Annotated in this window: 19 protein-coding genes and 1 tRNA gene; 12 read left to right on the top strand and 8 right to left on the bottom strand. The window is 39.5% G+C overall.

Annotated elements, in window-relative coordinates; translation table 11 throughout:
* The first annotated feature begins 79 nt into the window (after positions 1 to 79).
* From thrS to R3O62_RS12465, 5 genes are all read left to right on the top strand, one after another.
* Positions 80 to 2,020, top strand: coding sequence for a threonine--tRNA ligase (gene thrS, locus R3O62_RS12445; RefSeq protein ID WP_005809024.1), 1,941 nt, complete (start codon positions 80 to 82; stop codon positions 2,018 to 2,020).
* 118 nt (positions 2,021 to 2,138) lie between these two features.
* Positions 2,139 to 2,750 (top strand): translation initiation factor IF-3, encoded by a 612-nt coding sequence (infC, locus tag R3O62_RS12450; RefSeq protein WP_032530688.1) that lies wholly within the window; start codon positions 2,139 to 2,141, stop codon positions 2,748 to 2,750.
* Positions 2,751 to 2,815: 65 nt separating this feature from the next.
* Complete coding sequence (gene rpmI / locus R3O62_RS12455; RefSeq protein WP_004297539.1) at positions 2,816 to 3,013, top strand: 50S ribosomal protein L35; 198 nt, start codon at positions 2,816 to 2,818, stop codon at positions 3,011 to 3,013.
* A 100-nt stretch (positions 3,014 to 3,113) separates the two neighbouring features.
* Positions 3,114 to 3,464 (top strand): 50S ribosomal protein L20, encoded by a 351-nt coding sequence (gene rplT, locus R3O62_RS12460; RefSeq protein ID WP_002561638.1) that lies wholly within the window; start codon positions 3,114 to 3,116, stop codon positions 3,462 to 3,464.
* A gap of 424 nt (positions 3,465 to 3,888) precedes the next feature.
* Positions 3,889 to 4,677 carry an EFR1 family ferrodoxin gene (locus tag R3O62_RS12465; RefSeq protein ID WP_005809022.1) on the top strand — a complete coding sequence of 263 codons (789 nt, stop codon included), beginning with the start codon at positions 3,889 to 3,891 and terminating at the stop codon, positions 4,675 to 4,677.
* A gap of 65 nt (positions 4,678 to 4,742) precedes the next feature.
* Here the strand turns inward: R3O62_RS12465 and xpt are convergent, their stop codons facing one another.
* From xpt to R3O62_RS12500, 7 genes are all read right to left on the bottom strand, one after another.
* The gene (gene xpt, locus R3O62_RS12470) at positions 4,743 to 5,312 is read right to left on the bottom strand and encodes a xanthine phosphoribosyltransferase (RefSeq protein ID WP_005776479.1); all 570 of its coding nucleotides are present in this window, start codon (positions 5,310 to 5,312) and stop codon (positions 4,743 to 4,745) included.
* 86 nt (positions 5,313 to 5,398) lie between these two features.
* Positions 5,399 to 6,706: a phenylacetate--CoA ligase gene (locus R3O62_RS12475; protein ID WP_005819326.1), complete on the bottom strand. Its 1,308-nt coding sequence runs from the start codon at positions 6,704 to 6,706 to the stop codon at positions 5,399 to 5,401.
* Between the two features lie 101 nt (positions 6,707 to 6,807).
* Entirely contained in the window at positions 6,808 to 7,392 is a 585-nt protein-coding gene (locus tag R3O62_RS12480; RefSeq protein ID WP_005819328.1) for an indolepyruvate oxidoreductase subunit beta, read from the bottom strand.
* A 3-nt stretch (positions 7,393 to 7,395) separates the two neighbouring features.
* Positions 7,396 to 8,988, bottom strand: coding sequence for a thiamine pyrophosphate-dependent enzyme (locus tag R3O62_RS12485; protein WP_032539456.1), 1,593 nt, complete (start codon positions 8,986 to 8,988; stop codon positions 7,396 to 7,398).
* A gap of 83 nt (positions 8,989 to 9,071) precedes the next feature.
* On the bottom strand, positions 9,072 to 10,109 hold the full coding sequence (mltG, locus tag R3O62_RS12490) for an endolytic transglycosylase MltG (RefSeq protein ID WP_032530690.1): 1,038 nt from the start codon (positions 10,107 to 10,109) through the stop codon (positions 9,072 to 9,074).
* A gap of 160 nt (positions 10,110 to 10,269) precedes the next feature.
* The gene (locus R3O62_RS12495) at positions 10,270 to 11,145 is read right to left on the bottom strand and encodes a DNA/RNA non-specific endonuclease (RefSeq protein WP_005819334.1); all 876 of its coding nucleotides are present in this window, start codon (positions 11,143 to 11,145) and stop codon (positions 10,270 to 10,272) included.
* A 152-nt stretch (positions 11,146 to 11,297) separates the two neighbouring features.
* Positions 11,298 to 11,370 (bottom strand) — tRNA-Thr (locus tag R3O62_RS12500).
* A gap of 198 nt (positions 11,371 to 11,568) precedes the next feature.
* Between R3O62_RS12500 and R3O62_RS12505 the strand changes: the two genes are divergently transcribed.
* The 5 genes from R3O62_RS12505 to R3O62_RS12525 all read left to right on the top strand — a co-directional run bounded on the left by R3O62_RS12505 (position 11,569) and on the right by R3O62_RS12525 (position 18,224).
* Positions 11,569 to 13,491 carry a polysaccharide biosynthesis protein gene (locus R3O62_RS12505; protein WP_220575866.1) on the top strand — a complete coding sequence of 641 codons (1,923 nt, stop codon included), beginning with the start codon at positions 11,569 to 11,571 and terminating at the stop codon, positions 13,489 to 13,491.
* Positions 13,492 to 13,586: 95 nt separating this feature from the next.
* A complete protein-coding gene (locus R3O62_RS12510) occupies positions 13,587 to 16,136 on the top strand; it encodes an SLBB domain-containing protein (protein WP_317472838.1) in 2,550 nt (849 codons plus the stop codon).
* Between the two features lie 5 nt (positions 16,137 to 16,141).
* A complete protein-coding gene (locus tag R3O62_RS12515; RefSeq protein ID WP_317472839.1) occupies positions 16,142 to 17,254 on the top strand; it encodes a Wzz/FepE/Etk N-terminal domain-containing protein in 1,113 nt (370 codons plus the stop codon).
* On the top strand, positions 17,230 to 17,763 hold the full coding sequence (locus tag R3O62_RS12520) for a UpxY family transcription antiterminator (protein WP_122330735.1): 534 nt from the start codon (positions 17,230 to 17,232) through the stop codon (positions 17,761 to 17,763). Before R3O62_RS12515 ends, R3O62_RS12520 begins: the two co-directional genes overlap by 25 nt.
* Positions 17,760 to 18,224 (top strand): WbuC family cupin fold metalloprotein, encoded by a 465-nt coding sequence (locus R3O62_RS12525; protein ID WP_227559365.1) that lies wholly within the window; start codon positions 17,760 to 17,762, stop codon positions 18,222 to 18,224. The genes R3O62_RS12520 and R3O62_RS12525 overlap by 4 nt, the downstream gene beginning before the upstream one ends.
* On the opposite strand, the gene R3O62_RS12530 is transcribed toward R3O62_RS12525, so the two are convergent.
* Positions 18,221 to 19,429, bottom strand: a complete 1,209-nt coding sequence (locus tag R3O62_RS12530) for an ROK family transcriptional regulator (protein WP_005776492.1) — start codon at positions 19,427 to 19,429, stop codon at positions 18,221 to 18,223. The genes R3O62_RS12525 and R3O62_RS12530 overlap by 4 nt on opposite strands.
* Before the next feature lie 298 nt (positions 19,430 to 19,727).
* Here R3O62_RS12530 and R3O62_RS12535 point away from each other — a divergent pair, with 298 nt between their 5' ends.
* Both R3O62_RS12535 and R3O62_RS12540 read left to right on the top strand, forming a co-directional pair.
* Positions 19,728 to 20,645, top strand: coding sequence for a dihydrodipicolinate synthase family protein (locus tag R3O62_RS12535; protein WP_005776494.1), 918 nt, complete (start codon positions 19,728 to 19,730; stop codon positions 20,643 to 20,645).
* A 23-nt stretch (positions 20,646 to 20,668) separates the two neighbouring features.
* A complete protein-coding gene (locus R3O62_RS12540) occupies positions 20,669 to 21,853 on the top strand; it encodes an AGE family epimerase/isomerase (RefSeq protein WP_165015391.1) in 1,185 nt (394 codons plus the stop codon).
* Position 21,854: the final 1 nt, after the last annotated feature.

Raw genomic sequence — 21,854 nt, forward strand, 5'->3', positions numbered from 1 at the left:
ATTTTTTAGATAAAAAATAGTAAACTCAAAAAGAAATCCTTATTTTTGCGTGCAATAATGAAAAATATAACATAACATTATGATAAAAATAACATTTCCTGATGGCTCTGTTCGTGAGTATAACGAGGGAGTAAACGGACTGCAAATTGCAGAAAGTATCAGTTCGCGTCTGGCGCAAGATGTATTGGCGTGTGGAGTGAACGGTGAGATTTATGATTTGGGACGTCCCATCAATGAAGATGCTTCGGTAGTGCTTTATAAATGGGAAGATGAACAGGGTAAGCATGCTTTTTGGCACACAAGTGCTCACTTGTTGGCTGAAGCTTTGCAGGAGCTTTATCCCGGTATTCAGTTCGGTATTGGTCCGGCTATTGAAAACGGTTTCTACTATGACGTTGATCCGGGAGAGGCTGTCATCAAAGAGTCTGATCTGCCTGCAATTGAGGCAAAAATGGCTGAACTGGTTGCAAGGAAAGAAGCTGTGGTTCGCCGGGATATTGCAAAAAACGATGCTTTAAAGATGTTTGGCGACCGTGGGGAAACTTATAAATGTGAGCTGATTTCGGAGTTGGAAGACGGACATATTACAACATATACACAGGGTGACTTTACGGATCTTTGTCGTGGCCCTCACTTGATGACAACCGCACCTATTAAAGCTATTAAGCTGACTTCTGTTGCCGGTGCATACTGGCGCGGACATGAAGACCGTAAAATGCTGACTCGCATTTATGGTATTACTTTCCCTAAAAAGAAAATGCTGGATGAGTATCTGGCTTTAATGGAGGAAGCTAAAAAACGTGACCATCGTAAGATTGGTAAAGAAATGCAACTTTTCATGTTCTCCGATACGGTGGGTAAGGGATTGCCTATGTGGCTGCCGAAAGGAACTGCTTTGCGTTTGCGTTTGCAGGATTTCCTTCGCCGTATCCAGACTCGTTACGATTATCAGGAAGTGATTACTCCGCCTATTGGTAACAAGTTATTGTATGTGACTTCGGGGCACTATGCAAAATATGGTAAAGATGCATTCCAACCCATTCATACACCGGAAGAGGGTGAAGAATACTTCCTGAAACCGATGAACTGTCCTCATCATTGTGAAATTTATAAGAATTTCCCTCGTTCGTATAAGGACTTGCCTCTGCGCATTGCTGAATTTGGTACTGTGTGTCGTTACGAGCAGAGCGGTGAACTTCATGGATTAACACGTGTGCGTAGCTTTACACAGGATGATGCACATATTTTCTGTCGTCCGGATCAGGTGAAGGGAGAGTTCCTTCGCGTGATGGATATTATTTCAATCGTGTTCCGTTCTATGGATTTCACTAACTTTGAAGCACAAATTTCTTTGCGCGATAAAGTGAACCGTGAAAAATACATTGGCAGTGATGAGAACTGGGAAAAAGCTGAACAAGCTATCATTGAGGCCTGCGAAGAAAAGGGGCTGAAAGCTAAGATCGAATATGGTGAAGCTGCGTTCTATGGTCCTAAATTGGACTTTATGGTGAAAGATGCTATCGGTCGTCGTTGGCAGTTAGGAACTATTCAGGTGGATTATAATCTGCCGGAGCGCTTCGAACTGGAATATATGGGATCGGATAACCAGAAGCACCGTCCGGTGATGATCCATCGCGCTCCATTCGGATCTATGGAACGTTTTGTTGCTGTATTGATTGAACATACCGCCGGTAAATTCCCGTTATGGCTGACTCCGGAACAAGTCGTTATTCTCCCGATTAGTGAGAAGTTCAATGAATATGCGGAAAAAGTGAAGACTTACTTGAAAACAAAAGAAATTCGCGCAATTGTGGATGATCGCAATGAGAAGATCGGCCGTAAAATTCGTGATAACGAGATGAAGCGCATTCCGTATATGCTGATTGTCGGCGAGAAAGAAGCTGAAAATGGTGAAGTTTCTGTCCGCAGACAGGGAGAAGGAGACAAAGGAACCATGAAATTTGAAGATTTTGGTGAAATTTTGAACGAAGAAGTTCAGAATATGATAAATAAATGGTAACTTTGCGCCCAATTGTAAAAGCACAGCATTTTGATAATGTTCTAAAGACAGCTTTTACTTTAATACATAATTTAATTTGGTAGACAATAAAAAACAAACTGGAAGTAAACGTTATTTAATGAAGAATGACAGTATGAAATCGCAATATCGGATCAATGAACAGATCCGTGCGAAAGAAGTCCGCATTGTAGGTGATGATGTAGAGCCTAAAGTATATCCCATTTTTCAGGCATTAAAATTGGCTGAAGAAAAAGAAATGGATCTCGTGGAGATTTCTCCCAATGCCCAACCACCTGTTTGTCGTATTATTGACTATTCCAAGTTTCTGTATCAGTTAAAGAAGCGTCAGAAGGAACAAAAGGCTAAACAGGTAAAAGTAAACGTAAAAGAAATACGTTTTGGTCCGCAAACGGATGACCATGACTATAATTTTAAGTTGAAACATGCTAAAGGCTTTTTGGAAGATGGTGACAAGGTGAAAGCTTATGTTTTCTTCAAAGGTCGTTCCATCCTTTTTAAGGAACAAGGTGAAGTGCTTCTGTTGCGTTTTGCTAATGATCTGGAAGACTATGCAAAAGTCGATCAATTGCCGATTCTGGAAGGTAAACGTATGACGATTCAGCTTTCTCCGAAGAAGAAAGAAGGAGTTGTAAAGAAGCCTGCGGCTCCCAAACCAGCTGCTCCGGCTACAGTAAAAGCAGAAAAGCCTGCTGAAAACAATGAAGAGTAAGAAAAATGCGTAACGCGCAGGTATAGTGCGTTGCCATATAATTTAATAATTTAAAAACAATTAAGATGCCAAAGATGAAGACTAACTCCGGTTCTAAAAAAAGGTTTACCCTTACCGGAACAGGTAAAATCAAAAGAAAGCACGCTTTTCACAGTCACATTTTGACTAAGAAGTCTAAGAAGAGAAAAAGAAACCTGTGTTATTCAACAACTGTTGATACAACAAATGTAAGCCAGGTTAAGGAACTCTTAGCTATGAAGTAATCAAAAGCGTACAAAGTATTATTAAAGTTATTAACCGAATGCTTTAGCTTCAAGTTCGTTACGTGAAGTAACGGCGCTAACATTCAAAAAAGAGAAAACTATGCCAAGATCAGTAAATCATGTTGCTTCAAAAGCAAGAAGAAAGAAAATTTTGAAATTGACCAGAGGTTACTTTGGTGCAAGAAAAAATGTATGGACCGTAGCTAAAAACACTTGGGAAAAGGGTTTGACCTATGCGTTCCGTGACCGTAGAAACAAGAAGAGAAACTTCCGTGCTCTTTGGATACAACGTATCAATGCTGCTGCACGTCTGGAGGGAATGTCATATTCTAAACTGATGGGTGGTCTGCACAAAGCCGGTATCGAAATCAACCGTAAGGTTTTGGCTGACTTAGCTGTTAACCATCCGGAAGCTTTCAAAGCTGTAGTCGCTAAGGCTAAAGCAGCTTAAGTTCCGACAGTTTTATGATTTACAAAATGCTGGTTACATTAACTGTAACCGGCATTTTTCATTTTTAAAGCTGGGTTTATAATTTAAAAAATAGTCTAAGAGAGAAACAAAATCTTCTTTTTCCTTGTTTATCTCACTAAAAGTAACTACATTTGTTGTAGTAAAATATTAGCCGCATTGATTGGATCGGGAAACTCATCAATTAAACTGAAAACCGAGACAAGCTTCGCTTCTCAATGGCGGGCCACATCCTTCGGGATAACTTTATAGTCGGTGGATTACAAAGAGGACGGGCACTCAAATCATGTCATTCGGAGTTTCATCACATCATCGGTGCGGCTTTTTAATAAAGGAAAAGGGCGGTAATCATTTAAAGACTACCGTCCTTTTTTTATGCTGTTTTCTTTTAAATACACATATAGTTATGATATTCTATTTTTCAGGAACTGGAAATTCTAAATGGATTGCGGAGCAGATTGCAAGGGTACAAAACGAAACACTTGTTTTTATGCCGAATGCCATTAGGGATGGAATAAAAGAGTTTGTGTTGGCGGATAATGAAAAAGTAGGTTTTATTTTTCCTGTTTATTCATGGGGACCTCCGTTGGCCGTGTTGCAGTTTCTGGATTGGGTCACTTTGGCTAATTATCACTCCCAATATGTCTATTTCGTGTGTTCTTGCGGAGATGATACAGGATTGACGGAGAAAGTGTTTTGCAGGGCGTTATCTCGTAAAGGAATAGAGTGTAATGCCGGATTTTCGGTGACGATGCCTAATAATTATGTGTTGCTTCCCGGATTTGACGTGGATAAGAAAGAATTGGAGAAAGAGAAATTAGAAAAAGCTGTCGGCAGGGTAGAAGAAGTTAACTACTCGATAAATGCTCGTGAGACGGGTTTTCATTGCAATGAGGGGAGTTTTCCATGGTTGAAAACGAAGATACTGAATCCGCTTTTTAATCGTTTTATGACTTCTGCAAAACCGTTTTATGTTACTGATGATTGTATCGGTTGCAAGCGCTGTGAAAGAATATGTCCGGTTGGGAATGTAGTTGTGATAGGGTGGAGACCGGTGTGGGGGATGGACTGTACATCTTGTTTGGCTTGTTACCACGTTTGTCCGAAGCATGCAGTGCAATATGGGAAAAGAACCAGAAGTAAAGGGCAGTATTTAAACCCTAATGTGAGTATTTCACACGAATCAGCTAAGTAGAAAGTATTATAAAGAAAAGCCTTTGTATAGCCTGTCCGGGAGAATACAAAGGCTTTTTTACAGAGTTAATCTTTTATTGTAATCTGGCAATTGGATAAATCCTCAATAATGGCAAGAGACTCTACTCTTACTCCTCTTTCTTCAAGTGTTTTACGTCCGTTTTGAAATGCTTTCTCAATGATGAATCCCATTCCTACCAGATTGGCACCAGACTGTTTGATGAGGTCGATAACACCTAAAGCAGCGTTTCCATAGGCCAAGAAGTCATCGACAAATAATATATTGTCTTTTGGGGTAAGGAAGTCAGAGCTGATGACTACTTCATAATCACGGTCTTTAGTGAATGAATGTACTGTAGTGCTCAAGGCATTTTGTATGGTTCTTGGCGACTTTTTCTTGGCAAAAACGACGGGTAAGTCCATTAAATAGCCCGTCATGATGGCCGGAGCAATTCCGCTGGCTTCTATGGTCATGATCTTATTGACGTTTGTTCCGGCAAAAAGGCGCACAAACTCTACGCCAATTGACTTCATTAGTACCGGGTCCATCTGGTGGTTGATAAAACTATCTACTTTGAGAATTCCCCCTTCATAGCATTTTCCGTCTTGCAGGATTCTTTTTTTAAGTAATTGCATGATTATAATAATAAGTTAATGTGCCCAATATGCCAATGCGCCGATGTATTCGGATGGTACATTGGCATATTGGGTTCATTGGATGATTATTTATTGTTTCTCAGGTCCTTCACTCTGACAGCTTTGCCTTCACTTTGTGGTAGAGAGCCTTTCTTTACCAATTTGAGTTTGGGCGTGACAAGTATTTCGTCTTTTAGCTGGCGGGTAATGTCCTTACGTATCTTTTCAAGTTCAATGTAATTGTCTGTAGAAAGATCGCTCAATTCTACTTCTACAATCATTTCATCTTGGTTGTTAACAGTCTCAAGTGTGATAAGGTAATTGCTTCCCAATTCGGGGAATTGTACCAATATCTTTTCTACTTGCATGGGGAAGATGTTGACTCCTTTGATGATAAACATATCGTCACTACGGCCTTTGATGCGGTCAATTCGGATATGGGTACGTCCACAGGGACATTCTCCCGGTAAAATACGAGTGAGGTCACGTGTACGATAACGTATGAGCGGCATCATTTCCCGATCAAGGGTAGTGAGTACGAGTTCTCCGATTTCTCCTTCTGGGACAGGTTCTCCGGTTTCGGGATTAATGATTTCTACATAATAGCAATCTTCCCAAAAGTGCATGCCATTCTGCTCTGTACACTCAAACGCGACACCGGGGCCGTTCATTTCGGTCATTCCAAAACTATTGTATGCTTTAACACCTAACATGCGTTCTATTTTTTTTCGCTGTTCGTCTGTGTGTGGTTCTGCACCGATTACGAGAGTTTTGAGAGTGGTACTGCATGGATCAATCCCTTCTTCCTGAAAGACCTCAGCTAAGCGGATGGCATAACTGGGGATGGCGTGGAGGGCAGTTGTTTTAAAGTCGGTAATAAACTTGATCTGGCGTTTACTGTTACCGGCAGCGGCAGGTACAGTTAAAGCTCCCAGCCGTTCAGCTCCATATTGGAATCCGAGTCCTCCTGTGAACATACCGTAACCGGAACTGTTTTGAAAAACATCTGTATTACGTATGCCTACACAATATAAGCATCGTGCAACCAGATTGGCCCATGAATCTAAGTCATGCTGTGAATGGACAATAACCGTTGGTGTTCCTGTTGTTCCGCTTGAAGAGTGAATACGTACTCCGTCTTCTTTCATATTTCCGGCGACAAGTCCGAAAGGGTAATTGGCTCGCATATCTGCTTTTGTGGTAAAGGGCAGTTTACGGATGTCGTTCAGTGATTGGATACTTTCCGAAGTGATGCCATGCTCTTGAAATACTTTCTTGTAATAAGGGGCATTGGCTGCTATATTAATTGTTTTCTTGAGTCGCTCGAGTTGTAGTTCCTGCAGTTTTTTACGACTCATGGTCTCTATCTCTTCTTCCCAATATGTTGTATTCATGGCTTATAAATTATTTAAGTAGGGGTGATAATGTATCAAGGTGATAATGCAACGGTTGTCCCGATCACATTATCACCTTTTCTATATTCAATTGTTCCTGGTCATTTCATCGTTTTTTCTGCGATCTCTTTTCCGGCAGCCAAGGCTTTTAAATTGAGTTCGACTATTGTATCACCTTTTTTCTGGAATATTTCACGAATACTATCCTGTATCTTTTCGTAATCGATGCCTAAGAATGGGATAGTGGCACCTAATAAAACAATATTGGCAACTCGTGTAGAGCCTATTTCTTTGGCTACTTTATCTACATTCAGAACAACCTTATGCGGCAGTTTATTGATTTCTACCATAACATCTGCCTCAGCGGGATAATTGGGGATATTAACAAATGGAGTTTCGTTTGTTACCAACCAACCTTCATGGCTGAGGTAGGGGAGGTATCTAAGCCCTTCCATGGGTTCAAGGGAGATGATCAAATCACATTTACCTGAGGGGATCAGATCTGATGCAATGGGCTGGTCACTGATTCGGAGATTCGACTGTACATCTCCGCCACGCTGGCTCATGCCGTGCACTTCTGCCTGTTTCATGTACAGACCGTCTTTGAGGGCGGCCTTTCCGATTACTGTAGCGATGGACAGGATACCTTGTCCACCCACACCTGATAATATGATATCTTTTTTCATGGCTTACTTACTTCTTTTTTTACGTGCTAATGTTTGTATACACTCTCTGCGTGGGATGATAACGGATACTCCTCTATAATCTATTTCTTCACGGATGATCTGTTTCATCTCTTCATAGTTTTTCTTTAAAGGAACAACTATACGGATGTGAGCCGGATCTACGCCTAATCCGGCGCAAATAGCTTCAAGTCGGCCTGTGCCGGCAGAATCTTGTCCACCGGTCATTGCTGTTGTTTCATTATCGGATATGACAATGGTAACATTGGCATTCTCGTTGACACAGTCCAAAAGTCCGGTCATTCCGGAGTGAGTAAAAGTAGAGTCTCCGATTACAGCGACAGCCGGATGGAGTCCGCCATCGGATGCACCTTTAGCCATAGTGATAGATGCTCCCATGTCTACACAAGAATTGATTGCGTTAAATGGTGCATTTGCTCCCAGCGTATAACAACCAATGTCGCTGAATACTTTGTGAGTGGGATATTCTTCTTTCAATACTTGAGTTAATGTTATATACATATCTCTATGCCCGCAGCCTTCGCACAAAGCCGGAGGGCGCATCTCTACAAGATTCGGAACACTGAATTCGGAACGATTCTCTTTGCCGACAGCGCGTGCCACGGTGTCCGGATTTAATTCTCCGTCTTGTGACAATGTACCGTCGAGACGACCTTTTACTTTTAATCCTATGCCCAGATATCCCTTCAGTTGCTTTTCAACGAATGGTTGTCCATCCTCTAATACGAGGATTTCGTCACAATCATTGATTAATTGCATCAATTGCTTTTTGGGAAGTGGATACTGCCCAATTTTTAAAACGGGATATTCGCAACCGTCAGGATAATTCTCCATCAAGTAATTATAGCCGATTCCACAGGCTACGATGCCCATTTTTTTATTGGGACCATCTACGTATCTATTATAAGGTGATTCTTCGGATGCTTTGATAAATTCATCCTGACGTGTAAGTAATGCTTTATAACGCTTGCGTGCGTTGCCCGGTAGCAGGATAAACTGGCGTGGATCTTCACTGAATGAGATTTCGTTTTGTGCTTTTTGTGCTTTGTTTTCTACACCTGAACGAGAGTGAGCCAAACGTGTTACCATGCGCATTAGTATCGGTTCACCGGTTTTCTCGGAAAATTCGAAACCATTGTATACCATGTCATAAGCTTCTTGTTGGTTGCTCGGTTCGTACATGGGTATTAATGAGAAGTCGCCATAGAAACGGCTATCTTGTTCGTTCTGTGAAGAGTGCATACTGGGATCGTCTGCCGCAACTACAATCAGCCCGCCCTTTACGCCTGTGATGGCTGAATTGATAAAACAGTCAGCAGCTACGTTCATTCCCACATGTTTCATGCAGACTAATGCACGCTTGCCGACAAAAGACATACCCAAGGCAGCTTCCATAGCCGTTTTTTCATTGGCACACCAGCGGTTGTGTATGTTACGTTCGCTCGTGATAGGAGCCATCTGGATGTATTCGGTAATTTCAGTGGATGGAGTGCCGGGATAAGCGTAAACGCCTGAAAGTCCGGCATCCAGTGCTGCTTGTGCAATGGCTTCGTCGCCAAGTAAGAGTTGTTTGCTCATATCTTATTTTCTTTTGGTGTTAATCACGTATTTTGTTATAATATCGGGCAAAGATACGTTTTTAAGATCATTTTATCACGGGATTACTTAAAAATCTTTCTTTCATTCAGTGCTTTCCAGTATTTTCTTGCATTGACCATGTGGTCTGCATAGTTGGAAGCAAAATTATGAGTACCCGAAAAATCTTCTTTGGCACACATATAAATATAGTTATGTTTTACATAATTCAATACACTATCAAGCCCTTTGGGAGAAGGTATCCGGATAGGGCCCGGAGGAAGACCCGTATTCAGGTAAGTGTTATATGGAGACTGTATGCTTAAATGCTGGTTGGTAATTCTGCGCAGACTAAAATCTTGTAAGGCGAATTTGATTGTTGGATCAGCTTGCAGAGGCATACCTGTATGTAAACGGTTTATATATAATCCCGCAACCATCGGCTTTTCATCGTTGTTGTTAGTTTCTTCTTCTACAATGGAGGCTAATGTACAAACTTCTTCAGGTGTCATTCCGATCGTTTTAGCTTTTAAACATCGGTCCTCGTTCCAGAATTTATTATGTTCTTTTTTCATCCGGGCGAAAAAGTCTTCTATGCTGATGTCCCAATATACTTGGTAGGTTTCAGGGATAAAAAGGCAAGGCATGGTAGCTTTCGTATATCCCATTTTCTCTTGGAAAGCGGGATCGTATAACGCTGTAGCAATTTCAGTGGAGTCAATCATTAACTGTTTTCCTATGCTGCGGGCTAATCTGTCCAGAGTTCGTACACTTCCGATGGTCAAATTGACAGGTGTTTGATATCCTCTTGATAACCTACTATATAGGTGGTATGCATTATCACCCGGTTTGATAGCGTAACGTCCGGTGTGGATGTTTTTACTAAATTCACGGAAATGGGCCATCCATTTAAAACCATCAAAGTTATGAGGATTTCCTTGCTTTTTTATTTTGTTGAAAATAGAATCTGTAGTGTCATCACGATCTATATAAATATAAGTGGTTTTACTTGGATGAAATTGAGGATAGAACAAATAGTAATAAACTATTCCGGAACCAGCAATGCCAATGAAGAGAATAATAGCCAGTATGCTGAAAAATATATTTTTTCTTTTCTTATTCATATAGAATATTCACTATTTATAAAGTTGTGCCAAAGTTAAGAAGATTTCAAAGATGTTTGTTCTTGGATAATAAATGTTTTCTGTCTGTTTAGTTATTATTTACTTTTTAGGGGTATTTACTTTTTCATTTTTAGTTTTTGATATACGCTTTTGTTCCCGTTCATATTTTCCACAAAGCGATATTTGTTTGGCTCTCTAGTTTATTTTCTAAAGAATCGGGAAGAGGAGAAAAGAAATCTAAGCCGGTGAGCTGTTCAACGCTGTCAACTGAGACTGCATAATTTCGTAGTGGTTTTGTTGCAGGTTCGTTGTTGAAAACAAATCCAATAGCTTTGGGGGGAGAACCGTAAAGAGAAAGGATGACCTTGAAAAATCTTGTTGGTACGGTTACCTGGTTCTTGCCGATTGTATGGGATTCTTTATTCATTATCGGACCGCAGACAATGAAGATGGAACTGTCGGCTACTGCCCACTCACGTACTTTATCTTCCAAGTCTTTCCATTTTCGCCGGTTTAATTCGGGGTGTTGCGGGCATATATTGCTGAAATAGAAAGACTCTTTCATAGCTTCGTTACTCCACTTCATGTCGGCAGCGGGGGCCATATGTCCCTTGTCGAATCCGGAATGTGAATAATCAGAATTAGTTGCCATATTGCCTTTGATAGAAGGATCGGCGAGGAATTGATTGTTTCTTTGGGCATTTCCCTTTGTTTCTTGTCGAGTGAGTTCATAAGCTACCCAGTTTGGAATCTTTTGGATTGTATTATAAGATACAGTGTATCCCTTGTGACAAACCAGCTGTCCGTTTAGCGAGTGTTGAGAAATTGGAATCTCCAGATTCTCATAACGTAAACAGTTAGGTACAGCTTTCTTTTTTGATTCCTTTATTGTCTGAAAGAGGGTAGTCTGAATCTCCGGTATGCAAAGATAGATTCCATAAATTAAAGGTAAGATTGCAAATAGGGCTATTCCGAAAATACTCTTAAACGAATTTCTATGATATTTTTTAGACGACTTTTTTCGCTTGTTTTTCATGATATTGAAAATTTAAAGCTTGAAATTTCGAGTAATATGTGGGTACGTAGGCATTATTGTATTCCAATGATTATTGTTAGCAGCTATTGTATGGATAAAATTAAGGTGTAACAGGTATTTATATACAAGTTACACCTTTTGGATAATAAAAGAGCCGCTAGCCAGACTTGAACTGGCGACCTACGCGTTACGAATGCGTTGCTCTACCAACTGAGCTATAGCGGCGTTGCATTTTATCGTTTACGGCGTGCAAAATTACATCTTTATTTTTAAAAACAAAATGAATCTATACTTTTTTCGTGATATTTTCTCTGAAATGTTTATAAAATAAAAAGGTTGAGGATTAAATTAGAAAATAGTTGTAGATTCAAATATTAAAACTCATCTTTGCATATTTACTGATAAATCTACTTTTATATTACTATGAATATACGATTTTATTATAAGTATCTTTCATCACGAGTTGCTTCAAAATGGCTGATACTTGCTGTCGATGTTCTTTTAGTGATTTTTTCAATGTTTTTGGCGAGCCTTTTGCAAATAGGTTTGTCTGTGTTAGTTTTTGAATTCTCACTATGGGTGTGGACAACTCTATTCTGCGTAATATGTAATGTGTGTTTCTTTCATCTGAATCGTACTTATGTAGGAGTAATTCGCTATTCTTCCTTTATTGACATTTCTCGTATTTTTATTTCTTTAACTCTGGGCTATTTTGTTGTTTGTATCGGCAATTTGCTTTGGATAGGGTGGAGTGGAGGAGAAGTTCTGCCGATTAGTGTTATTCTTACAGCTTATATAGTTAATTTTTCCTTGATGGTTTGTTTGCGAATCTTGGTGAAAATGATACATGAGTTGATGACTTTTGATCGTAGGCACAGTATTCGCGTTTTTGTCTATGGTTCAAAAGGGTCTGGTATTAATATTGCCAAATCGCTACGGGTTAGTAGAAGTAATCATTTTAGATTGAAAGGGTTTATTTCTGATGATACGGGATTTATTGGGAAGCAAACAATGGGTTGCCGGGTATACGCGAATAATGAGTCTTTGTTTGATATATTAGAAGAAGAAAGAGTCGAGGCTATTATTGTTTCTTCCGAGAAAGTACATCGCCTTGAAACTTCCGGCATGATTGATCGGTTGATAGCTGAAGATATCCGTATTCTTACAGTACCTCCTATCAATGATCTTGGAAGGCAAGGCGTGCAAATAAAAGATATACAGATTGAAGATTTGTTACAACGGGATCCAATACATGTTGATATCCGGAAAATATCTTCACACATTGAAGGGAAGCGGATTATGATCACGGGAGCTGCTGGGTCTATAGGACGTGAGATGGTTAGGCAGATAGCGGGGCTGAACCCATATAAGTTGATTTTGGTTGACCAGGCGGAGTCTCCGTTACATAATGTGCAATTAGAATTACTGGATAATTGGCGGGATATTGATGCTAAAATGTTGGTGGCTGATGTAACTAATCGAACGAGGATGGAGTATATTTATAAGGAGTATCGGCCGCAATATGTTTTTCATGCTGCTGCTTATAAGCATGTGCCAATGATGGAGGATAATGTGTCTGAAGCGATACAGGTGAATGTATTGGGAACTTGCATTATGGCCGACTTGGCTGTGAAATATGGCGTAGATAAGTTTGTGATGGTTTCTACAGATAAAGCTGTTAATCCGACCAATATTATGGGGTGCAGTAAAAGGCTTGCCGAGATCTATGTTCAGTCCCTTGCTCGTAAGTTATCTAAATATGCAAAAGATGGGGCACAAGTGAAGTTTATCACAACTCGTTTTGGAAATGTACTCGGATCAAATGGCTCTGTAATACCCAGATTTAAGCAGCAGATAGAAAAGGGTGGTCCGGTGACTGTGACACATCCTCAGGTTATACGTTATTTTATGACTATTCCAGAGGCTTGTCAGTTGGTATTGGAGGCTGGAAGCATGGGAAATGGAGGTGAAATCTATATTTTTGATATGGGTAATCCTGTGAAGATTGTTGATTTGGCGCGAAGAATGATTTATTTAAGTGGGCAGAAAAATATAAAAATAGAGTTTACCGGATTAAGACATGGTGAGAAGCTGTATGAAGAGTTGCTGAATGTAAAAGAGTCTACTTGTCCTACTTATCATGAAAAAATAATGATAGCAAAAGTTCGTGAATATGATTATGAGAAGATAAAGCAAGAAATTCAAAGGTTAATAGATTTGAGTTATACTTCCGACACCATGGGCATTGTTGCTTCTATGAAAAAGATCGTTCCAGAGTTTGTTAGTAAGAATTCTGAGTTTGAGATATTGGATAAAGCCTCTTTTAATCTATTTTCGAAAACTTAGGAATGAAATAAATGTATATTATGAAAATAATATGTTACCTTTGTGCCCGGTTTATAATTTATTAGAGGAACACTAAAGATTAATCAGAATATCTTATGCGTAGATTTATTACACTATTCTTCTTGATTTTTACCTTATCCGGTGTAGCTGTAGCTCAGCAAATGTCCGATGATCAGGTCGTACAGTATGTAAAAGATGCTCAAAAGATGGGTAAAACTCAGAAGCAGATTACAACAGAGTTGATGAGAAGAGGCGTTACGAAGGAACAGGTCGAGCGTATTCAGGAAAAATATGAAAATGGAAATGGTAGTACAAGTACACAGAGTAACCAGAATACAACAAGGGCTCGTACACGTACTCAGCAAAATGATGAAAGTGACTATTCGAATCGTTCTCAGAAAAACCTGAAGGATCAGAAAAATCAAAAGAATCAGAAAAATATAAAAGGTCTCCGTCAATCGGCTAACCAGAAAAATAAACGGGGTATGGGCGATGATAATCAGGAAATGACTGATGAGGACATGATGTATGAAGAGGATTGGTCTGATGAATATATGATGAAACCGGAAGAGGATCCGACACAACAGATTTTTGGACATAATATCTTCACTAACGAGAATCTTACATTCGAGCCTAATGTAAATATTGCTACTCCTGTAAACTATCGCTTGGGTCCTGGAGACGAGGTGATTATAGATGTTTGGGGAGCTTCTCAGACAACAATAAGACAGACTATTTCGCCAGAGGGCAGTATTTTAGTTGATAATCTCGGTCCTATTTATTTAAGCGGGATGACTGTTCGTGAAGCTAATAATACGGTGCGTCGTGAATTTTCAAAAATCTATGCCGGCATTTCAGGTCCGAACCCTAACACCTCTGTCGATTTAACATTGGGGAATATACGTACTATCCAAATCAGTATTATGGGAGAAGTGGCTATACCGGGCACTTATGCGCTCTCGGCATTCTCTTCTGTATTCCATGCTTTGTATCGCGCTGGTGGCGTTAATAAGATCGGTAGTCTGCGTAGTATCAAAGTCGTGCGTAACGGTAAGAAAATAGCCGATTTGGATGTTTACGATTTTATAATGAAAGGTAAATTGAATGACGATGTCCGCTTGCAAGACGGTGATGTGGTTATTGTTGATCCTTATGAATCCTTAGTACAAATTACTGGCAAGGTAAAAAGACCAATGTTTTATGAAATGAAACCTTCCGAGACGATGGCTACTATTTTGAAATACTCAGGAGGATTCACTGGAGATGCTTATAAGAAAGCTATACGCCTGATTCGTAAAACGGGTCGTGAACATCAAGTATATAATGTGGACGAAATGGACTATTCGGTATTTAAACTGGATGATGGAGACGTTTTAGCTGTTGATTCGGTATTAGAACGTTTTGAGAATCGTGTAGAAGTCCGTGGAGCTGTTTATCGTGCCGGTATGTATCAAATTGATGGTACTGTAAATACTGTAAAACAGCTAATAAAGAAAGCTGAAGGGGTAAGAGGAGATGCTTTTTTGAATCGTGCCATTATCGATCGTGAAAACGACGACCTTACTCATGAAATGATTCAAATTGATCTGAAGGGATTGTTGAATGGCACAGTCGCTGATATTCCTCTTCAGAAGAATGATATACTTTATATTCCAAGTATTGAAGATTTGAAAGAAGAAGCGACACTTACTATTCATGGCGAGGTTGCCAATCCGGGTACTTACTTATACTCGTCGAATATGTCGGTTGAGGATCTTGTTTTGCAGGCCGGTGGATTATTAGAAGCTGCTTCAACAGCTCGTGTTGATGTGTCCCGTCGAATTAAAAATTCAAAAAGTACAGAATTGAGCAATGTGGTTGGTAAGACTTTCTCTTTTGAGTTGAAGGATGGTTTCCTTGTTGGAGGCGATCAGGATTTCCATTTGGAGCCTTTTGATGAGGTGTATATTCGTCGTAGTCCTGCTTATCATCAACAACAAAATGTTACGGTTGGCGGTGAAGTTTTATTTGGTGGTCGCTATGCGTTATCGAAAAAGAATGAACGCCTTAGTGACTTGATTGCCAAGGCCGGTGGGATTACCCAAGATGCTTATGTAAAAGGTGCGCGTTTGATTCGTAAAATGACTGAAGAGGAATTACGGCGCAAGGAAGATGCGCTCCGCATGGCTAATAAAGGTGGGGCTGATTCTATCTCTGTCAAGACACTGGATGTTTCTGATACTTATTCTGTGGGTATAGAATTGGAAAAGGCTTTGGCTAATCCCGGATCGGACTTTGATATGGTGTTGCGTGAAGGTGATATTCTGTTCGTGCCGGAATATGTAAGTACAGTAAAAATCAATGGTGCTGTAATGTATCCTAATACAGTCTTGTATAAGAAGGATGAAAGTTTGAAGTACTATATTAATCAGGCTGGTGGTTTTGCAAGTCTTGCGAAAAAGAAAAGAGCTTTTGTTGTCTATATGAATGGTACCGTTTCTCGTCTGCGTACAGGTAATTCCAAGGCAATAGAACCGGGATGTGAGATTATTGTACCAAGTAAGGATCCGAAGAAGAGAATGTCGGCAGCCGAAATTATAGGAATGGGTACTTCTGCGGCTTCATTAGCTACTATGATTGCAACTATGGTTAACCTTTTTAAGTAATGACTATGACTGAAGATAAGAATATAAATAAAACGACTCCACAACCTGAAGAACAAGAGATCGATTTGATAGAGTTGGCTCAGAATGTTTGGGCTGGTCGGAAATTGGTATTTAAAGTTTGTGGGATTGCCCTGTTGGTAGGCCTTGTGGTAGCTTTTAGTATTCCCAAAGAATATTCTACTAGTGTGACGCTGGCGCCTGAGACTGGTAGTAAGTCATCTACAGGAGGTATGGGAGCATTAGCTGCTATGGCTGGTATCAATATTGGCAGTTCAAGTGGAGAAGATGCTCTTTCTCCCGAATTATATCCGGATATTGTCAGCTCTACGCCATTCTTGTTGGAAATGTTTGATGTAAAAGTGACTGACCAGAAAGGCAAAATTAATACGACTCTATATGAGTACTTGGATAAACATCAGCGATCTCCATGGTGGGGGGCGATTGCATCAGCTCCTTTTAAAGCATTAGGTTGGGTGGTTTCTTTGTTTAAAGATACACCGGAAGAACTTGGAGACGCAAAAATAAATCCTTTTTGTCTGACTCCGGATCAGGCCGGGATTGCAGATGCTTTGAGTCATCGTATATCTGTTTCAGTAGATAAGAAAACAGGAGTGACTACACTTTCTGTAACAATGCAGGATCCGTTAATTTCTGCAGCTTTAACAGATACAGTAATGCATTGCTTGCAAAATTATATAACTGATTATCGCACAAATAAAGCGCGTCATGATTTGGCTTTTACGGAGAAACTATTTGATGAAGCTCAGGGGAACTACTATGAGGCTCAGCAGAAATATGCTCACTTCATGGATGGCAACCAGAATATCATTATGCAGAGTTTTCGTACAGAGCAAGAGCGCTTGCAAAATGAGGTAAATTTAGCTTATGGAGTGTTCACTCAAGTGGCGCAACAATTGCAAGTAGCGAAAGCTAAAGTACAGGAAATTACTCCTGTTTATACTGTAGTACAACCTGCAACAGTCCCTTTGAGACCGGCTAAACCTAATAAAATCATGATTTTAATTGGTTTTGTATTCTTAGCGGGTGTTGGTAGTATAGGATGGATTCTCTTTGTTAAAGATTTATTGAACGGATGGAAGAAACAGCCAGAAAAATAAAAGAAAATGCTTCTTGTTGGTATGCTGTATATACGGCACCAAGAGCAGAGAAGAAAGTGAAGGAACAACTGGATAAGATAGGTATTGATAACTACCTGCCTCTTCAGCCAGTGATTCGTATGTGGAACAATCGTAAGAAAAAGATTTTTATTCCTGTTGTTCCGGGATGTCTATTTGTATATATCTCCTCTGAAGAGATTGCACAAATAACCAGTATTCATGGAGTAGCTTTTTTGTTGAAGGAAAAGGGACAATACGTTTCTATACCTGAGGTGCAGATGGAAACTTTCAGAACGATGATAGAACGTTCCCATGAATTGGTTGAGTTCGCGCCTACAGATTTTGTTCCAGGAGCTACTGTACAGGTGATTCGTGGACAGTTGCAGGGATTAGTGGCTGAATTAGTTGAATGTCAGGGAAATAATAAGTTGTTACTTCGGATTGAAGGGTTGGGATGTGCTTTGGCTACAGTATCTGTAGATTGTGTAGTATCAAAAGAAAAACAATGAAACTGATTACCGAAGAACTTCTTGATAGAGTAACTGATCAGGCTAAGGAGAATTCACGTCTTCGAATGAATTATAATTTCCATGAATCCATGGAAGCTGCTATTCATAGGATGTTGAATGCTTTAGAGCCTGGAACTTATTTACCCCCTCATCGCCATAAAAACCCGGATAAGGAAGAAGTTTACTTGGTTTTACGAGGGAGCTTATTGGCTATTTTATTTGATGATGAGGGTAATGTAATGGAAAAGGTCAATCTGAATCCGACTCAAGGTTGTTATGGAATTGAAATTCCTCCTTGCGTATGGCATACTATTATTGTCTTGGAATCAGGAACGGTTATTTATGAGATTAAGCAGGGGCCTTTTGTACCTCTTACTCCGGAGAATCTGGCATCTTGGGCACCTCCAGTTGCTGACAAGGAGGCTGCCCGATTATTTATGGAGCGAATGCTTGAGTTTTAACACTCAAACATTCTGCTTCTTGCAAGCATGCAAGCTCCTACGATACCTGCCCTGTCTTTAAGTTTTGATGTTACGATTGCTGAGTCTTTGTTTACTAAATTAAGTGAATATTTGCGGACGGCAGTTTTTATAGGTTGGGTGATATAGTCACCTGTAAGTGAAATTGTTCCACCGATAATGACAAGTTCTGGATTGAAGAGATTGATAAGTCCGGCAATTTGTTTTCCTAGTTTCTGCCCAATTTCTTCCACTATCTCAATACACAAAAGGTCTTCTTTGTTTACAGAAGCAATGATTTCGTCCAGTGTTATAGGATTATTGACATCTCCTATACGGCTGGATAAAATAGAGTTTTCTCCGTTTTGTATACGTTCTAACAAGATACGGTGTAGTGCGGAACCAGAAGCTTCGGTCTCAAGACAGCCTTTTTTGCCACAATGACAAATGATTTCATTATCAAAAGTACTGGTATGGCCAAACTCTCCGGAAAATCCTGATTTGCCGGTATAAATTTTGCCATCGATAATAATTCCAACACCTAATCCCCAACTGATATTTACGAAAATAATATCCTTTTCACCGTTTACGCATCCCTTTAGATATTCTCCATAGGTCATGGCGCGTGTATCATTGTCTATAGTGACCTTATATCCTAATTTTTCTGCCAAGACTTCTGATAATGGACGTTCCTCAAAGTTAAACTGGCTGAAACTATATCCGGACTCCGGGTTGACACGACCTGAAACGTTTACATTGATATTCAGTATTTTCTCCTTGGCTATTGTCAGTTTCTTTATGAAGTTTGAAATGAGTTTGCATAATTCATTCAATCCCTCTATTGAATTCTCAAATTTATAAGGGATATTCATTTTAAGTTCCATCATGTCGCCCTTGAAGTTTATCAAACCGATATTAATAGCAAATCTTTTAATATCAACTCCTATGAAATAGCCGGATTCCGGGTTTAGGCCATATAAATTAGGATGGCGCCCTCCACTTGTTTCTAATTTACCGTAGTCGTTAATATAGCCTTCCTCACACATTTCACTAATAAATTTTGTAACTGTGGGGACGCTAAGATCCAACTCTTTAGACAGGTCAGTAATTGTTGAACTGCCATTATATATATAATGTGTAATAATTTTCTTTTTGAGAAGAGCGCTTTTGGTTCCTAGTTCTATTTCTTTTAAAAGATGTTGTTTCATATAGATTAATTATTTTGGTAATATCTACAAAGATAGTTAATTTGTTTATTAATTCTGAGTTTTCAGGGTGAAAAGATGTTTCTCTATTGTTTTTAATTGATAATAATAGTGAATGAATTTTATTAAGCGGATATTTGAATCTTCTTTTTATTAATAAAATATTTTATTATATGTTGATTGTTTAATAAATATGCGTATATTTGTACCGATATGCTAAGGATATTACGAGTGTATTATGAAAAACTAGTTCCTAATCCATATTAAAATTCTATATCATTAATATAAAAACGAAATTATCATGGAAAAGATTATTGGATTGATCAATGCTCCTTTTACTCCGTTTTATGAAAATGGAGAAGTAAATTATGAACCCATTGAAGCATATGCTAAGATGTTAGTAAAGAACGGTCTGCAAGGTGTATTCATTAATGGATCTTCTGGTGAAGGATATATGTTAACCGATGAAGAACGTATGAAACTCGCCGAACGTTGGGTAGAAGTTTCACCGGAAGGATTTAAGGTAATTGTACATGTAGGTAGTTGCTGTGTAAAGTCAAGTCGTAAGCTTGCCGAACATGCTCAGAAAATCGGTGCATGGGGAATTGGCGCTATGGCTCCTCCTTTTCCGAAAGTGGGTCGTGTCGAAGAACTCGTGAAATACTGTGAAGAAATAGCCTGTGGCGCTCCAAATCTTCCATTCTATTATTATCATATTCCTGCATTTAATGGAGCATTCTTATCAATGGTTTCATTTCTGGAGGCAGTAGATGGACGTATTCCGAATTTTGCGGGAATTAAATATACTTTTGAGAGTATGTATGAATACAATCAGTGCCGCTTGTATAAAGGAGGTAAATTTGATATGCTGCATGGGCAAGATGAAACCATTCTTCCATGTCTGGCTATGGGTGGTGCTCAAGGCGGCATTGGAGGAACTACCAATTATAATGGTGTAAATCTGGTTGGTATTATAGAAGCATGGAAAGCCGGAGATCTTGATAAAGCGCGCGAATTACAGAATTTCTCTCAGGAAGTTATTAATGTAATCTGTCATTTCCGAGGAAATATTGTAGGTGGAAAGCGGATTATGAAATTGATAGGATTGGATTTAGGTAAGAATCGTACTCCTTTCCAGAATATGACAGATGATGAAGAAATACGTATGAAAGCTGAGTTAGAGGCTATTCATTTCTTTGATCGTTGCAATAAGTTTTAAGATAAACTAATACTGCAATTGCTATGAATACTACAGAATATCTACAGACATGGTCTGACTCTTATAAAAATGACATGATAAGCAATATCATGCCCTTTTGGATGAAATATGGTTGGGATCGCAAAAACGGAGGTGTTTATACCTGCGTAGACCGAGATGGCCAGCTGATGGATACAACCAAATCTGTTTGGTTCCAAGGGAGATTTGCTTTTACATGTTCATATGCATATAATCACATTGAACATAATTCAGAATGGCTGGAAGCTGCGAAAAGTACCCTTGATTTTATTGGAGCACATTGTTTCGATACAGATGGGCGTATGTTTTTTGAAGTGACTGAAACGGGTTTGCCTATTCGTAAACGTCGTTATGTTTTCTCTGAAACATTTGCTGCCATTGCGATGTCGGAATATGCTATCGCATCGGGCGATCATAATTACGCTGTTAAAGCCTTGAAACTGTTCAATGATATCCGGCGCTTTCTTTCTACTCCTGGAATTCTGGAACCGAAATATTGTGAACGCGTACAGATGAAAGGACACTCTATTATTATGATTCTTATTAATGTAGCTTCACGTATTCGTGCTGCTATTAATGATCCGGTTCTTGATCAACAAATAGAGGAATCTATAGCCATTTTGCGTAAAGACTTCATGCATCCGGAGTTTAAAGCTTTGCTTGAAACAGTAGGTCCCAATGGAGAATTTATTGATACAAATGCTACTCGTACCATTAATCCTGGGCATTGTATCGAGACTTCGTGGTTTATTCTTGAAGAAGCTAAGAGTCGTAATTGGGATAAAGAGATGGTCGATACAGCGCTTACGATTCTTGATTGGTCCTGGGAATGGGGTTGGGATAAGGAATTTGGAGGTATTATAAACTTCCGTGACTGTCGAAACCTGCCTTCGCAAGATTACGCACATGATATGAAGTTCTGGTGGCCACAGACAGAAGCCATTATTGCAACATTATATGCATATCAAGCTACTAAAGATGAAAAATATTTGGCTATGCATAAACAAATCAGTGATTGGACTTATGCCCATTTCCCTGATCCGGAATTTGGTGAATGGTACGGTTATCTTCATCGTGACGGAACAATTTCTCAGCCTGCAAAAGGAAATTTGTTTAAGGGACCATTCCACATTCCTAGAATGATGACGAAAGGCTATGCACTTTGTCAGGAATTGCTGTCAGAAAAATAAT

The sequence above is a fragment of the Bacteroides hominis genome, from assembly GCF_033042785.2.
GTDB classification, from domain to species: domain Bacteria; phylum Bacteroidota; class Bacteroidia; order Bacteroidales; family Bacteroidaceae; genus Bacteroides; species Bacteroides hominis.